This window comes from Streptosporangium sp. DT93 (assembly GCF_049844535.1).
Taxonomy (GTDB): Bacteria; Actinomycetota; Actinomycetes; order Streptosporangiales; family Streptosporangiaceae; genus Streptosporangium.
The window spans coordinates 1-13,755 of sequence record NZ_JBNCLF010000014.1 but is presented as its reverse complement, the minus strand read 5'-3'; the positions used below and the strand labels follow the sequence as shown (position 1 = coordinate 13,755).

13 protein-coding genes are annotated in these 13,755 nt (G+C 74.7%); 9 read left to right on the top strand and 4 right to left on the bottom strand.

The window, feature by feature from the left end; all coding sequences use genetic code 11:
* Positions 1 to 9: 9 nt before the first annotated feature.
* Entirely contained in the window at positions 10 to 3,351 is a 3,342-nt protein-coding gene (locus ACLQ2R_RS26605; protein WP_425963350.1) for an ATP-binding protein, read from the bottom strand.
* A gap of 168 nt (positions 3,352 to 3,519) precedes the next feature.
* Between ACLQ2R_RS26605 and ACLQ2R_RS26600 the strand changes: the two genes are divergently transcribed.
* The 5 genes from ACLQ2R_RS26600 (at position 3,520) to ACLQ2R_RS26580 (ending at position 7,536) form a co-directional block, all read left to right on the top strand.
* Positions 3,520 to 4,002 (top strand): hypothetical protein, encoded by a 483-nt coding sequence (locus tag ACLQ2R_RS26600; protein WP_425963348.1) that lies wholly within the window; start codon positions 3,520 to 3,522, stop codon positions 4,000 to 4,002.
* A 203-nt stretch (positions 4,003 to 4,205) separates the two neighbouring features.
* A complete protein-coding gene (locus tag ACLQ2R_RS26595) occupies positions 4,206 to 5,078 on the top strand; it encodes an alpha/beta fold hydrolase (RefSeq protein WP_425963346.1) in 873 nt (290 codons plus the stop codon).
* Positions 5,079 to 5,208: 130 nt separating this feature from the next.
* Positions 5,209 to 5,565 (top strand): hypothetical protein, encoded by a 357-nt coding sequence (locus ACLQ2R_RS26590; RefSeq protein WP_425963345.1) that lies wholly within the window; start codon positions 5,209 to 5,211, stop codon positions 5,563 to 5,565.
* 89 nt (positions 5,566 to 5,654) lie between these two features.
* Positions 5,655 to 5,789: a hypothetical protein gene (locus ACLQ2R_RS26585; RefSeq protein ID WP_425963344.1), complete on the top strand. Its 135-nt coding sequence runs from the start codon at positions 5,655 to 5,657 to the stop codon at positions 5,787 to 5,789.
* A gap of 157 nt (positions 5,790 to 5,946) precedes the next feature.
* On the top strand, positions 5,947 to 7,536 hold the full coding sequence (locus ACLQ2R_RS26580; protein ID WP_425963343.1) for a S1 family peptidase: 1,590 nt from the start codon (positions 5,947 to 5,949) through the stop codon (positions 7,534 to 7,536).
* A gap of 310 nt (positions 7,537 to 7,846) precedes the next feature.
* Here ACLQ2R_RS26580 and ACLQ2R_RS26575 read toward each other — a convergent pair whose 3' ends face one another.
* Positions 7,847 to 8,149: a hypothetical protein gene (locus ACLQ2R_RS26575; RefSeq protein WP_425963342.1), complete on the bottom strand. Its 303-nt coding sequence runs from the start codon at positions 8,147 to 8,149 to the stop codon at positions 7,847 to 7,849.
* Positions 8,150 to 8,618: 469 nt separating this feature from the next.
* On the opposite strand from ACLQ2R_RS26575, the gene ACLQ2R_RS26570 reads away from it, so the two are divergent.
* On the top strand, positions 8,619 to 8,981 hold the full coding sequence (locus ACLQ2R_RS26570) for a spore germination protein GerW family protein (RefSeq protein WP_425963341.1): 363 nt from the start codon (positions 8,619 to 8,621) through the stop codon (positions 8,979 to 8,981).
* Between the two features lie 103 nt (positions 8,982 to 9,084).
* Here ACLQ2R_RS26570 and ACLQ2R_RS26565 read toward each other — a convergent pair whose 3' ends face one another.
* A complete protein-coding gene (locus tag ACLQ2R_RS26565; RefSeq protein WP_425963340.1) occupies positions 9,085 to 9,579 on the bottom strand; it encodes a MarR family winged helix-turn-helix transcriptional regulator in 495 nt (164 codons plus the stop codon).
* Positions 9,580 to 9,657: 78 nt separating this feature from the next.
* Between ACLQ2R_RS26565 and wrbA the strand changes: the two genes are divergently transcribed.
* The 3 genes from wrbA to ACLQ2R_RS26550 all read left to right on the top strand — a co-directional run bounded on the left by wrbA (position 9,658) and on the right by ACLQ2R_RS26550 (position 12,741).
* Complete coding sequence (wrbA, locus tag ACLQ2R_RS26560) at positions 9,658 to 10,338, top strand: NAD(P)H:quinone oxidoreductase (protein WP_425963339.1); 681 nt, start codon at positions 9,658 to 9,660, stop codon at positions 10,336 to 10,338.
* A 25-nt stretch (positions 10,339 to 10,363) separates the two neighbouring features.
* Entirely contained in the window at positions 10,364 to 11,788 is a 1,425-nt protein-coding gene (locus ACLQ2R_RS26555) for an MFS transporter (protein ID WP_425963338.1), read from the top strand.
* 317 nt (positions 11,789 to 12,105) lie between these two features.
* Positions 12,106 to 12,741 carry a TetR family transcriptional regulator gene (locus ACLQ2R_RS26550; protein WP_425963337.1) on the top strand — a complete coding sequence of 212 codons (636 nt, stop codon included), beginning with the start codon at positions 12,106 to 12,108 and terminating at the stop codon, positions 12,739 to 12,741.
* On the opposite strand, the gene ACLQ2R_RS26545 is transcribed toward ACLQ2R_RS26550, so the two are convergent.
* Complete coding sequence (locus tag ACLQ2R_RS26545) at positions 12,728 to 13,495, bottom strand: GNAT family N-acetyltransferase (protein ID WP_425963336.1); 768 nt, start codon at positions 13,493 to 13,495, stop codon at positions 12,728 to 12,730. The two genes, ACLQ2R_RS26550 and ACLQ2R_RS26545, sit on opposite strands and share 14 nt — an antisense overlap.
* Positions 13,496 to 13,755: the final 260 nt, after the last annotated feature.

The window sequence follows — 13,755 nt, the reverse complement described above, 5'->3', positions numbered from 1 at the left end:
GTGAGCTCCTCACCCGAGGGCGCGGGCCAGGGCCTCGGCCCTGCGGTGGTCGTACGGTGCGGCCAGGCGTTCGGCGGTCGCCATCGCCCGCTCGGCCGCCCGCCTGGCCTGCCTCCGCCCGCCCAGGGCATCCAGGACCAGCGCCAGAGCCCAGCCGATCCGGGCGGCGGCGCCGGGGTTGCGGGCGGCGTACCGGGACAGGTGCCCGAGCAGGAAGGAAGCCGTGGCCCGGTCCCCTCCCGCGTCCCCGAGCAGCTCGGCCAGGCCCGTCCAGCACTCCAGCATGCCGGGCTGCACCGTCGGCAGCCGCCGGGCCAGCGTCAGCGCCCGGGCCAGCGTCTCGGGCGCCCGCGCCGGGTCCAGGCGGGCCGCGACGGTGAGCAGGCGCAGCTCCTGGATCGCGCGGCTCGACGGGCTCTCGCGCAGGCCGATCTCCTCCGCGTGCGTACGCCGCCGCTCGTGCGAGGCGCGGGCGGCCGCCAGCAGCTCCCGGACCCGCTCCACCGGCACCCCGTCCAGGCGCAGCGACGCCTCCGCCCGGCCGGTCAGGCACCAGTGGCGGCCGATGTCGTCCCCGCCCACCCGCGCGACCGCCAGCTCCTCCGTCTCCGCGTACCCGGCGGCCGCCGCGGCGAAATCGCCCTGCCACAGCGCGGTCTCGGCGAGCATGCCGGCGCAGTTCTCCGCGACCCGCGGGTCGATCGTCCGCGACCGTCCCTCCGCGAACGACCGCCTGGCGTCCTCGAACCGGCCCGCGTGGAGCAGGTCGATGCCCCGGGCCAGCCGGGCCCGGTGCACGGCCTCGTCCGGACGGTCGACGCCGGAGAGCGCCCGGTCGGCGAGGCCGCCGTAGCGGCCGGCGATCCGGTGGCGGCCGGCGAGGCGGGCGATGGTGGCGAAGTTCGCGTAGGACTCGGCGCGCAGGGCCGGGTCGGTGCCGCGGTCGGCGGCGTTGAGCTGGCGCAGCGAGGTCAGCAGCATCACGGGGAGGTCCTGCCGGTGGTAGGCGAGCCGGGCGAGCAGGGTCAGCGTCTGCGCGGTCGCGGTCGCGCTCTCGTCCGCGCGGGGTGCGGGCGGGAGACGGCGGGCGGCCGTGGAGGGCGGGAGACGGCGAGCAGCCGTGGAGGGCGGGAGACGGCGGGCGGCCGTGAAGGGTAGGAGGCGGTGGGCGGCCTGGCGGGTGGCGGCACTCACCAGGGCGGCCGCCAGGCCGGCGCGGGTGGTGGGAAGCGGCTCGCCGAGCGTGTCGAGGGCGGCGCGGGCCAGGCCGGTGGCGGCGCCCTCCCTGGCGAGCTGGTGGGAGCTCACCGCGGCCATCCGCAGCAGGCGGGCCCGCAGGAGCGGGTCCCGCGCGGGGCGGTCGAGGCGCTCGTGCACGATCGCCGCCGACTCCTCGTACAGGCGCAGGCGCAGGCACAACGTCCAGTAGTGGTCCAGGAGGCGCGGCCGCCCGGACACCCGCCAGGCCAGGCGGATGTTGTCCATCTCCGGGCCGAGCACGCGGACGACCTCGGCGTCCGAGCCGTCCTGGAGCGCGGTGGCGTGCCGGTCGAGGAGACGGGCGTAGTGGCGGGCGTGCCGCTCGCGTACCCCCGGGTCCTCCAGGCGGGCGGCGGCGAGCCGCTGGACGACGGGATGGAGGGTGTACCGTCCGGACGGGGTGAGCCGCAGCATGCTGTGGTCGACCAGGTGGACCAGCGCCTCGGGGCCGGTCCCGGCGACCTCCAGGGCCGCGCTCAGGGTGCAGCCGCCGCCGAACACCGACAACGCCGCCAGCGCCGTCCGGCCCGCCGGGTCGAGCAGCCGCCAGGACGTCTCGAAGACCGCGGGCATGCTCGCGTGCCTGGGACGTGCGGCGGGCCCGGCCACCGACAGCAGCCCCGTGTCCACGCCGAGGCGTTCGGCCAGGTCGGCGCACGGCACGGCACGCAGCAGGCCGGCCGCCAGCTCGATCGCCAGCGGCAGCCCGCCGGTCGCGGCGCAGATCGCGGCCACCAGCGGGGCCTCGCGCTCGGCGTCGAACCCCGGCCGGGCCCCGAGCGCCCGCGCGACGAACAACGCCTCGGCGGCGGGCCCGGCGAGGCCCTCCACCGGGACGATCACCTGTCCCGGCACGTCCAGCCGCCGCCGGCTGGTCGCCAGCACCCGCAGGCCCGGCGCCGTCCGCAGCAGCTCCGCGATCACCCCGTCGAAGGACGGCAGGTGTTCGAGATTGTCGAGCACCAGCAGCGTCGAGCGGCCGGCGAGGGCGGCGAGAAGCAGCTCCACGGCCGGACGCGGCGGCGAGAGGTCCACGCCGAGCCGGCGCGCGAGCGTCGTCACGGCCGCCTCGGCCCGTACCCCGGCGAAGGACACGAACGCGACGTCCGCCCAGGAGGAAGGCGCGGCGTCGCGGTCCCCGGGCCTCGCGCGGGACAGGGAGGCGGTGTCGCGTCTCCCGGTCCCCGGGGAGGGAAGGGGCGCGGCGCCCCGGGGACCGGCCTCGGCGTCCTCCTCCCCCGCCCGCGCCGCGGCGATGGCCAGGCGGGTCTTGCCGACGCCTCCCGGGCCCGACAGGGTGACCAGGCGTTCCCCGGACAGCAGGGCACGCAGGCGGCGGATGTCGCACTCGCGGCCGACCAGCTCGGACCCGGGGACCGGCAGGGCCGTCCGGCGGGCGGTCGCGGTCCGGGGCACCAGGTCCCGGCGGAGCGCGCGGGTCTCGGGTGAGGGATCGACGCCCAGCTCGCGCGCCAGCCGCAGGCGCAGCTCCTCGTAGCGGGCCAGGGCCGCGGCCCGGTTCCCGGTCCCGGCCAGGGAGGCGATCAGCACCCGGTGGGCCTCCTCGTCGTAGGGGTCCAGCTCCGTCACGATCCCGGCCAGCCGTACGACGTGTTCGCAGGCGGCGGGCCCGGCGCGCACCAGCAGCTCGCGCAGCACCAGCCGGGCCCGGCGCCGCTCGCCCTCCAGCCACCCGGCGAACGCGGGCGCGTCCCCGAAGGAGAGGCCGTCGAGGAACTCCCCGCGCCACAACCGCAGCGCCCCCGCCACCGTCGGATCCCGGGTGAGCTGCCGGTAGTCCACGAAGCAGCCGTCGCCGGCGCGGAGGCCGACGTGGTCGCGGGTGATGTCGAGCCAGCCGCCCACGTCCCCGCGCAGCTCCGACAGCGCCAGCCGCAGGCTGCCCCTGGCGTTGGCGTCGGGACGCTCGCCCCACAGCAGCCCCGCGAGCTCGGCCCGCGGGCGCGCCCCCGGCGTGGTCGCGAGGTAGCACAGGAGCGCCCGGGACTTGGCGGAACGGATCCGCACCGGCCTTCCCCCGACGGCCAGCTCGGGGGTGCCGAGCAGCAGCAGGCTGAAGGTTTCTTCCATGTCAGGACGGTAGGCGCGCACCCGCCGCCCGGCTGTGTCGAAAGGCACGGAGATCACATGCTCTATGCCGTTGACCTGTGGTCTCACGATGTGCTCACGCCGCGTCCGCGACTCTGATGCCGCGTTTCACGACGGTCGTGAAACGTCCGCCTCTCCAGAAGGAGCAGCATGCATTCTCGTAAGGTGATCGCCGCACTTGCCCTGTCCGCAGGTCTGGTGGCGCCGGTGGCGCTGGCCGCGACCCCGGCGGCCGCCATGGCCGGCTCGTGCAGCGTGACGCTGTACGACATCGACGCCGGCAACGTGGCCGACCGGGACGGCCGCGACGAGCTGCGGTTCCTGGTCGACGGGAACCTCTTCCCCAGGCTCAACGCCAACTACTACGGCATGAACAGCGGCGGCGACGGGGATCCCGGCGACTTCGAGAACCCGAGTTCGATCATCCTGAGCAACCAGAACGTGAGCTTCCAGCTGCGCGAGACCGACGGCCCGGCCTGGGGGCAGGGCGACCTGCTCGGCACGGTGACCGCCTTCGGCGCCACGTGCGCCGGGCTGGCCGCGGGCGCCGACACGATCGTCCCGGGGATCCTCACCGGGACCCAGCAGACGTCGTACTCGTACGAGGTCAGACTCAAGATGACCGCTCTGTAACCACCCTCGGAGCCGAGGCCGCACCACCGACGCCCCCGCCGCGCCTTCTCGCGGCGGGGGCGTCGGCGGCGCGGCCGACGAGCGTCGCACCGGCCGGGACCGCGCGGGCGGGGCCGCGCGGGCTTTGCGGAGTCACCGGTCGTGACCGGATCGATGACGGCTTCCGCGATCATCCGGCGCCGTCCCTCCTATCATGCGATCTCATGACAAACCTGCCGGGAGGTGGCGTGGCGGAGAGCGGAATCGCACGCAACGGAGAGGTCGAGATCGCCTACGAGGTGTTCGGGAGGCCGGGCGGGCGTCCGCTGGTGCTGCTCAACGGGCTCGACGGGACGATGCTCGGGTGGGCCGAGGGGTTCTGCGCGGCGCTGGCCGAGGCGGGGTTCCAGGTGGTCAGGTACGACCATCGGGACGCGGGCCTGTCCACCCACTTCACCGGGAGAGGACGGGCCTACCGTGTCGGCGACATGGTCGACGACATGATCGCCGTCCAGGACACGCTGGGGTGGGAGTCGGCGCATCTGTGCGGGCTGTCGATGGGCGCCGGCCTGGCCCAGTTCGCGGCACTGCGCAACCCCGGGCGGGTGCGGTCGCTGACCCTCATGTCGCCGATCCGGATGGTCGGCGCGGACTTCGCGTCGCTTCGGTACGTGCGCCTGCCCGGCCCCCTCAAAATCGTCTTCAAGAAGTACGGGAAGACGCCCGAGGACAAGGTCCGCATGCTCATGGACATCATGCGGCTCACCGAGGCCAGGAGCATGCCCCTCGACGAGGCCTCGGTGCGCGAGACCGCCGAGAGGGCCGTGCGGCGCCGGATGCCCGACCCGGACGCCGGGATGCGCGTACGCGCCGCCCGCCGGGCCGAGAGGCCGCCCGCGGGCGGGATCCGCGGGATCACGCAGCCGACCCTGGTCATCTCCGGGGCGGAGGATCCGCTGATCAACCCCAGGGCGGGGGCCGCGCTCGCGAAGAAGATCCCCGGTGCGCGGTACGTGCTCGTCGAGCGGATGGGGCACACGTTCGCGCCGGGCCTCTGGCCGCGACTCGTCGGGGAGATCGAACGGCACACCTCCTGACCGTCGGAATCGGGTCACCGCACGACGTCCGGCCGCGGAGCGCCTAGGTTGGCCCCATGGGGCAGAACGGGCCACGAGCGGTGAGCCAGGGCGTCGAGGGGCCGCCTCCCGGCCGCGGCCGGGAGGGCTGATGGCCACGGAGGAGGCGCCGGAGCTGTACGAGGCGCTGGCCGTGTTCGCCGCCTCGGCGCGGGCCGCCTACGCCGACGGCTCGAACCTGCGGGTGCGTTCCTCGGGCGTCGTGCACGCGGTGGTGATGACGCGCTGGCTGGGCGGGGAGCGGATGCCGGGCCCGGCGTGCATGGTCGGGGTGAGCGGCTGGGACCCGGGGGCGGCGCACCCGGACCGGGGCGCGGTCACCTGCCGGCGCTGCCTGAAGCTGACGACCTCCGAACCCGGCGACGAGCAACTGGAGCTGTTCCCCGCGACCACCGCCGCGCCGGAGCGCGCCGCCCCCGCCCGGACCGACACGGGCGATGCCGGGTAGGCCGACGTCCCGGGCGCGCTGCCGGATGCCGGGCACGCGGGTCGGCGATGGCGGCACGCGCTCGCGGCCGCGTCGGCGGCCGGAGGCCCGTGGCCGACGACGGGCGCGCCGCCGTCCTCGCCCGCCGCGAGCGCGGTGAATCCGTCCGCACCATCGTCATCGGTACGGGGGTGTGCGCCGGCGTCGTCCGCACGACCCTCACCGAGGCCAGGACCACCTTTTGACCGGGGATTGATACCGGCCTCCGCGTGGCGTGCCGCCTTCGTCGGCCCGGTCCTCGTCCGGTGATCTAGGGTGGTGGTGTCCGTGTCATATGGTCCGCCGGTGGCATGGGGTGCATCCCCTCGAAGACTCCGCACGCAGAGGTCGAGGAGAAGGCCCATGTCTGGCAGCCACACCACCACCGCGGGATGCGTCCTGGCGATCGTCGCACTCGCCCTGTCCGCCGTTCCGGCGGTCGCCGACCGTCAAGGGAGCGTTCCGGCCGGCAGGGCTGCCGCCGCGTCGAGAACATCGACCTCGCTGGAGACGGTGGAGCCGGTGGGGGCACCCCGGGCACCGGCCGCTCGGACCGCGCGGCTCGCGCGGGTCGCGCCGCCGCCGGGCATGCTGGAGGCCCTTCAGCGCGATCTGGGCCTGAACGCGGCCCAAGCCCAGGACCGGCTGCTCAACGAGGCCCGCCTCACCCCGATCGCGGAACGGCTGGGCAAGGTCCTCGGTCCCCGGTTCGGCGGCGCGTGGCTGCGCGGCAACAGCGCGCACACGCTGGTGGTGGCCACCACCAGCGCCGCCGACATCCCGCTGATCCTCGCCGCGGGAGCCCAGGCCGACGTGGTCACCAGATCGCTGACACTCCTCAACACCCTCAAGCAGAAGATCGATGCCGCTCTCCCGGTCAAACCGCTGGTCTCCACCGTGCGCTACATCGACATCAGGAACAACAGGGTGGTCGTGCTGACCCCAAAGCCCGACGAGGCCGAGACCCTCATCAAGGCCGCCGGGATCAGTGGCCCGGCGGTGATCGTGCTGCCCTCCACCGAGGTCCCGCTGCTGCTGCAGGACCTGGTCGGCGGCAACGCCTTCTACATCGGCGTCACCCGTCGCTGCTCGATCGCCTTCTCCGTCCTCAAGGGCGAGCAGACCGGGTTCGTCACCGCCGGCCACTGCGGTGTGAAGGGCGCGACCACCACCGGCTTCAACCGCGTCGCCCAAGGGGTCTTCCAGGCGTCGAAATTCCCCGCCGACGACTACGCCTGGGTCGCCGTCACCCCCGCCTGGACGGCCACCCCCGCCGTGGGCAACGGCCAGGACGGCGCCGTCCCCGTCGCCGGCGCCAAGGTCGCCATCGAGGGCGCCTCGGTCTGCCGGGCCGGTGCCACCACCGACTTCCACTGCGGTCTCATCCAGCAGCACGACGCCAGCGTCACCTACCCCCAGGGCACCGTCTTCGGGCTGACCCGCACCACCGTCTGCGCCGAGGGCGGCGACTCGGGCGGCTCGTTCATCTCCGTCGACCAGGCCCAGGGCATCGCCTCGGGCGGCTCGGGCGACTGCAACCTCGGCGGCGTCACCTACTTCCAGCCCCTGCTGGAGGTCCTCAAGGCCTACGGCCTGGAGCTGCGGACGACCGCGGGCAACCCCCCGCCAACGAGCACCGGCACCTGCACCGGCTACTCCAGCACCTATGACGGCACCCTGAACGCCGGGACGTCCGCCTACCAGCCGCAGGGACTTTCCTACACGACGGAGGGCACAGGGCTTCACGTCGGCTGCCTGGACGGCCCCCTGGGCGCCGACCTCGACCTGTCCCTGCAGAAGCTGGTCGACGCGACCTGGAAGACCGTCGCCACCGCCGACGGCGCCGGACCGGACGAGAACATCGGCTACACCGGCACGGCGGGCCGCTACCGCTACAAGGTGACCGCCGCAGCCGGCTCCGGCGCCTACACCCTGGGCTTCAGCGCCCCATGAACCCCTCCGCACCCCGTTTCTTGTGATCCGGTGTCCGATACCAACGCCCCTGGTGTGTCTGCCCCGGTCACAGACGTCATCCGGCCGGTGGGAGGTTCCGCCGGGCGCACCGGGTGGGGTTTCCTGGCGCGTGGCTCTTCGTTTCGATGTCCGCCGGCTCCTGAACACCGGCGGGTGAGAGGCGGCTCGCTTCTTCGTGTGCCCGTTACGGCGTCGTGTAGCCCAGCGTGTAGGGGCCGGCGCCGCTTCTCACGCCGCTGCACACCCGCGCCGCGACGGTATGCCGTCCCTCTTCCGGGGCGGCGCTCCCTCACTCCCCGCCGTGACGGGCGCGCAGCTCGCGGCGTGTCCTGCGGCGGTCGCGGCGGTGCTCCTGGCGGCGGAGGCGGTACCACTCCCGGCCCCCGCGCCCGTACCCGAACAGGTGGTAGGCGTAGGCGGTGACACCCCAGTGACAACCGCTCGTGCGGTGACTCAGGGACGCGCCGTCAGCGGTGATCTCGTCCGGCAGCGTGCAGGGCCCGAACCGATGATCGTGCACGGGCAGGCAGGTCGTCATCGGCGCGTCGGCCATCCGCACCCACCAGGGCCGGGTCCTGTCGGTCTTGCTCATACGGTCACCTTTCGGCTCCGTGACACCCCGGGCTGGGGCCGTCACAAGAGCGGATGCACCGCGACCACCTCCGACTTCACGCGTGATACGCCAGGACCTGGAACGACGTCGCCGCCCAGGGGGACCGCCTCCGAACGTTACTACGCCCCACCGGGGTCGCGGCCCGCGCGACCGGCGGCCGGCGACACGAGCCAGGGGGGCGACGGGCGGGCGACGGGCGGGCGCGGCCGGTGGCGCGGGGGATGCGATCACACCGGGTACCCGCCTACCCTGGTCCTCGGCCCCGGTGTGTTCGCCGTCGGCGGTGCCCCGCCGCCGGACGCCACCGGCGACCTGTTCCCGCTCGAAGGTCTCCCCCGCGCCGCGCGCACCGCTCGACCCGGCGGACCCGGCCCGGCCGTGAGCCGATCCCCGGCCGTCGCGGCCGACGCCGGCGGCCGTGGCCGTCAACCGCGATGAAGGGAAGCGCATGGACATCAACGGAATGATCGACAAGGTTCGCGACTCCGCCACCGTCACCCGCGTCTTCGGCGAGCCGATCACGCAGGACGGGGTGACCGTCATCCCCGTGGCCCGCGTCGGCGGGGGCGGCGGGGGCGGCGGTGGCCGGCGGGAGGGTGGGGAGAACGCGGGCGAGCAGGCGGGTGAGGGTTCCGGCGGCGGGTTCGGCGCGGGCGCGGTCGGCGCGGGGGTCTTCGTCATCAAGGACGGCGAGGTCCGCTGGCAGCCCGCGATCGACTACAACAAGATCATTCTGGGTGGGCAGGTCGTGGCCGTCGTCGCGCTGCTCACCCTGCGCACGTTCGCGCGCCGTCGCGCGCGCCGGCGATGACCGGCGGCTCACCGGCGCCTTCCCGCCCGGCGTTCTCCCCGCGTCGCCGGATCACGCCTCGGCCCTGGCAGATCGCCTCGTGCCACCGAGGTCGTCCGGTCGTCTAGGAGACCGTGCCGGGTGAGCGCGCGACGCCGGACCGTGCCGGAGTCGCCGGGATGGCGGGGCGCCTGGTGTCCACGTTGGCGGTCAACGTGGTGAGGATGCCGGGGAGCGCGGCCACCGTTTCTGCGGGCAGGCCGCCCACGGTCTCCTCGGCCAGGGCGCACCACAGCTGCTTGACCCGCTCGGCCAGGGCCCTGCCGCTGTCGGTGAGTTCGACGACGCTGGCGCGCCTGTCGGAGGGGGCGGGTGTGCGGCGGATGTGACCGGCGGCCTCGAGCTTGCGGGTCATGAGGGTCACGCTGGGCGGCTCGCAACCGAGCGCCTCGCTGAGCTGGGCCTGGATCATCGGGCCGGTCCGGGTGAGTTCGAGCAGGAGCGCCTCCTGGCCGGGGTGCAGGCCGAGCGGGGCCAGCAGCGATGCGGCCCTGGCCCGGTGGCGCAGGCTCAGCAGGCGGATGGCCTTGTTGAGGGCGTCGGCGTGCTCGAAGTCCATGGGCTTCCCTTGACAGGTTGATTATGCGCATAACTATTATGCGCATAATCAATTCTACTCGACATCGAGGAGCCCGGCATGACCGTGAAGGTCGCCGTCATCTACTACAGCGCCACGGGCAGCGTGCACGCGCTCGCGCGGGCCGTCGCCGAGGGCGCCGCCTCGGCCGGGGCCGAGGTGCGGCTGCGGCGGGTCGCCGAGCTGGCGCCCGACAGCGCGATCGACCGGAACCCGCTGTGGCGGCGCCACGCCGATGCCGCGGGAGCCGTCCCCGAGGCCTCGATCGACGACCTGGCGTGGGCCGACGCGTTCGCGTTCGGGACGCCGACGCGGTTCGGCGCTCCCGCCGCGCAGCTCAAGCAGTTCATCGACCAGGCCGGCGGGTTGTGGCAGGAGGGCGTACTGGCCGACAAGCCGGTCACCGCCTTCACCTCGGCGTTCAACCGGCACGGCGGCAGCGAGGCCACGATCCTGTCGCTGGGCAACGTCTTCTACCACTGGGGAGCCCTGATCGTGCCGCCCGGATTCACCGATCCGGCCGTGTACGCCGCCGGCGGCAACCCCTACGGCACGTCGCACGTGACCGGCCCGACCGGAGACGGCCCGGACACCGCGGCACTGGAGGCGGCCGCGTACCAGGGGCTGCGATTGGCCCGGATCACGATCCGGCTGCTGGGAGGCGGGCGCGTCGGCGAAGCCGCCGCGGACGACGGGAACGCCCGCGAAGCCCTGGCCGCGGCAGCCTCCCGGACCGCGTGAGCGGCGGATCGGCGGGAAGGACGTCATGACGACCGACATCGCGAAGCAGCGGGCCAGGCCGCACACCGGGCCCGCCTGGCTGGTCCTGGCGTTGGCGTGCGCCTGCCAGTTCATGGTGATCCTGGATTCGTCCATCGTGAACGTGGCCCTGCCCTCGGTCCGCGAGGACCTCGGCTTCACGCCCACCGGCCTGGCCTGGGTGGTGAACGGCTACCTGCTCACCTTCGCCGGCCTGATGCTGCTCGGTGGCCGCGCCGCCGACCTGTACGGCCCGCGCCGGATGCTGGTCGCCGGGGTGTTCCTGTTCTCCGTCTCCAGTCTGGTCGGCGGCCTGGCGACCGCCCCGGAGGTCCTGGTGGCGGCCCGCCTCGCGCAGGGCGCCGGAGCCGCCATGATGGCCCCGGCGACGCTGGCCGTGGTCAACACCTCCTTCACCGAGCCGAACGCGCGCGCCAGGGCGTTCGGCGCGTGGTCCGCCGCGGGCGGTGTGGGCGGGCTGGTCGGCGCGGTCGCGGGCGGCGCCATCACCACCGGGCTGTCGTGGCGGTGGGTCTTCCTCGTCAACGTGCCCATCGGCGTGGTGCTGATCGTCGCGGCCGTGATGGCGCTGGCCGGCACGCGACACGGCCGGCGGGAGTCGCTCGACCTCACGGGCGCGGTCACGGGGACGGCGGGGCTGGCCGCGCTGGTCTACGGGGTCATGCGGAGCGCCGATCACGGCTGGTCGTCCGGCCTGGTCGTCGGTCCTGTCGTGGCGGGCCTGCTCCTGCTCGTCGTCTTCGTCGCGGTGGAGGCGCGCTTCGCCACCCGGCCGATGGTGCCCCTGCGGCTGTTCGGGATCCGGGGGGTGGCGGTCGGCAACGTCATGCTGCTGATGTTCGGCGGAATCACCATCGCGATGTGGTACTTCACCTCGCTCTTCCTGCAGAACGTCCTCGGCTACAGCGCGCTTCAGGCCGGGCTCGGGCAGACGCCCGCCGCGGTGATGTTCATGGTGGTCGCGCGATGGGCCGCCGCCCTGCTGCCGCGCACCGGCGTGCGGCCTCTGCTGCTGTCCGGCAGCGCCTGTTTCCTGGCCGGATTCGGCTGGCTCTCCCTGGCCCACGCCGGCAGCGGCTATGTCGCCGGCCTGCTCGGGCCCACCCTGCTCGTCGCGGCCGGCATCGGGCTGACCTTCCCCACCCTGATGGCCGCGACGACCGCCGACGCTCCCGAGGGCGACGCGGGGATCATCGGCGGCCTGGCCCAGACCGCCGGCCAGGTGGGCGGGTCGATCGGCCTGGCGGTGCTCGCGACGGCCGTCGGCGCCAGGGCCGCGTCGGAGGTCGGCGAGGGCTCCCCGGCCGACGCCCTCGCCGCCGGGTACGGCCTGGTCTTCCTCGTCGCGGCCGGGCTCGGCGTGGCCATCGCCGTGGTCAGCATGCTGCTGCCCCGGCACCGGCGCGGCTGACCGCCGGCGACGCCGCGGGATCCGCTCGCCACCCTCGGGGCGCGGTGCCCGTACACGGCGATGCGCTTCGGGCCGGCCTCGGCCGGGGCGTCGTCCTCGGCCTGGCCGACGCCGCCCCCGGGGTGCCTCGCCGCCGCGCCCCGATCCCCGCCCCCGCCGGTGCCGGTCCGGCCGGGGTCCCGGCACCTGACGGCGCCGACGGGGATCATGCCCGGGGCGGGGCTCGCGCCTGCGGTACGGTGGGCGGGCGCCCACCGTACCGGGCACGCGCCCGCCCGCCGGCCGGGCAGGGACCGGCGACCAAGGAGAACCACACGGTGCCGACAGGGGTACACATCCGCGACGCGCGCGCGCAACTGTTCGACGCCGCCGAGCGCGTCCTGCTCCGGGACGGGGCGAACGCGCTGACCAGCCGGGCGGTCACCACGGAGGCGGGCTGCGCCAAGGGTGTCCTGCACCGTCACTTCGCCGACTTCGACGCCTTCCTCGCCGAGCTCGTGCTGGACCGCGCCGGCCGTATCGACGAGCGGACCGCCGCCCTGCGCGAGTCCGCCGGCACCGGCACCGTCGCCGGCAACCTCACCGGCGCGCTGACGGCCCTGTTCGAGTCGGTCGCCCTGGCGATCGTCGGCCTCATCACCGCCCGCGACGGGCTCCGCGCCCGGCTGCGCCGCGACCTGCCGGCCGGCGTCCCGGTGCTGACCGAGGCCGCGACCGTGATCGCCTCCTATCTCGCCGCCGAGCGGGACCTGGGCCGCGTCACGCCGGACGCCGACGTCGACACACTCGCGGCCATCCTGATCGGGACCGCGCACCTGCTCTACGTCGGCCGGGACGACACCCCTCCGGAGACCGAGGCCGTCCGCAGGATCGTGACCACGGCCCTCGCCGGCGTCACGGGCGTCACGGACGGCGTCGCAGGCGGTGTCGCAGGCGGTGTCACGGCCTCGTGAACGGCGCCGTGCGGTAGTGGTAACCGCACACCTCCTCGAAGCCCGCCCGCGCGTACAGCCGTAGGGCGGCCTCGCCGGCGCACTCCACCTGCAGGTACATGTGCCCGGCCTCCCGCGCGCGGGCCCAGGAGGCCAGCGCGGCGAGGATCTCACCGGCCGCGCCCCTCCCCCGCGCCCGGGGAAGCGTCGCCATCCCGAACACCCCCGCCCAGCCGTCGTCGGCGACCGCCCGTCCCACCGCGACGACCTCGGCCCCGGCGACGACCGAGGCGTAGGCGCTCGGCAGCTCCACCCGGCCGAGCAGGTCCCGTTCTCCGTCGTGACCGTGCACGGCGTGCCACGCCTCGAACCAGGCGTCCGTCGGGCGCTCCTCCACCCGCACCCGCGACACCCCCGCCGTGACCCGTTCCAGCACCCGCGCGACCGGAGCCGCCTGGAGCGACATCCGGGCGCCGTGGCGGTAGCCGCGGGCCGCCAGGAACGCGTCGAGGTCGCCGGGGCAGGCTCGCGGGCTGATCTGGAATCGCGCGACCAGGTCGTGCCGGGCGTAGAAGTGCTCGGCCCTTCCCACCCCGCGCGCCAGTTCCCGTGGTCCGGCGTCGCCGTGCGGCAGTACGGTCCCCACCCACCAGGAGCAGCCGGGCGCCAGGCGCAGCCACCAGCCGTCCAGGCGTTCGACGTGCTCCGCGGGCAGGGCCCGGGCCGCTCTCTCCTGAAGGCCCCTCACCAGCTGCGGGCCGGCCACGGGGATCATTCCCGCATCGTCGCACGAGCCGGCGCGGGGTGCCGGGACGAGAGGGGGGGCGGCTGGTGAATCCCCGGAGGCGTCGCTCCCGGACTCCGGCCGCGTCGCCACCGCCGGAGCCTCCGGAGCCGCCGGAGTCGATCGCCGGAACCACGTGCCGGAACCGGTCGACGGTCCCGCGGCGAATCCGTCCTAGGAGCTGTTCGAGGTTCGGATCTACGTGAGGTCCGGTAGTGGGCTGGTCGTGGCTGGTAGAACTCGGACGTGGC

Excerpts from the sequence above, each read along its gene's own strand:
- ACLQ2R_RS26545 (WP_425963336.1), bottom strand. The coding sequence starts at position 13,495 with ATGATCCCCGTGGCCGGCCCGCAGCTGGTGAGGGGCCTTCAGGAGAGA.
- ACLQ2R_RS26605 (WP_425963350.1), bottom strand. The coding sequence starts at position 3,351 with ATGGAAGAAACCTTCAGCCTGCTGCTGCTCGGCACCCCCGAGCTGGCC.
- ACLQ2R_RS26575 (WP_425963342.1), bottom strand. The coding sequence starts at position 8,149 with ATGAGCAAGACCGACAGGACCCGGCCCTGGTGGGTGCGGATGGCCGAC.
- wrbA (WP_425963339.1), top strand. The coding sequence starts at position 9,658 with ATGACCGTGAAGGTCGCCGTCATCTACTACAGCGCCACGGGCAGCGTG.
- ACLQ2R_RS26565 (WP_425963340.1), bottom strand. The coding sequence starts at position 9,579 with ATGGACTTCGAGCACGCCGACGCCCTCAACAAGGCCATCCGCCTGCTG.
- ACLQ2R_RS26580 (WP_425963343.1), top strand. The coding sequence starts at position 5,947 with ATGTCTGGCAGCCACACCACCACCGCGGGATGCGTCCTGGCGATCGTC.
- ACLQ2R_RS26600 (WP_425963348.1), top strand. The coding sequence starts at position 3,520 with ATGCATTCTCGTAAGGTGATCGCCGCACTTGCCCTGTCCGCAGGTCTG.
- ACLQ2R_RS26555 (WP_425963338.1), top strand. The coding sequence starts at position 10,364 with ATGACGACCGACATCGCGAAGCAGCGGGCCAGGCCGCACACCGGGCCC.
- ACLQ2R_RS26595 (WP_425963346.1), top strand. The coding sequence starts at position 4,206 with ATGACAAACCTGCCGGGAGGTGGCGTGGCGGAGAGCGGAATCGCACGC.
- ACLQ2R_RS26590 (WP_425963345.1), top strand. The coding sequence starts at position 5,209 with ATGGCCACGGAGGAGGCGCCGGAGCTGTACGAGGCGCTGGCCGTGTTC.
- ACLQ2R_RS26570 (WP_425963341.1), top strand. The coding sequence starts at position 8,619 with ATGGACATCAACGGAATGATCGACAAGGTTCGCGACTCCGCCACCGTC.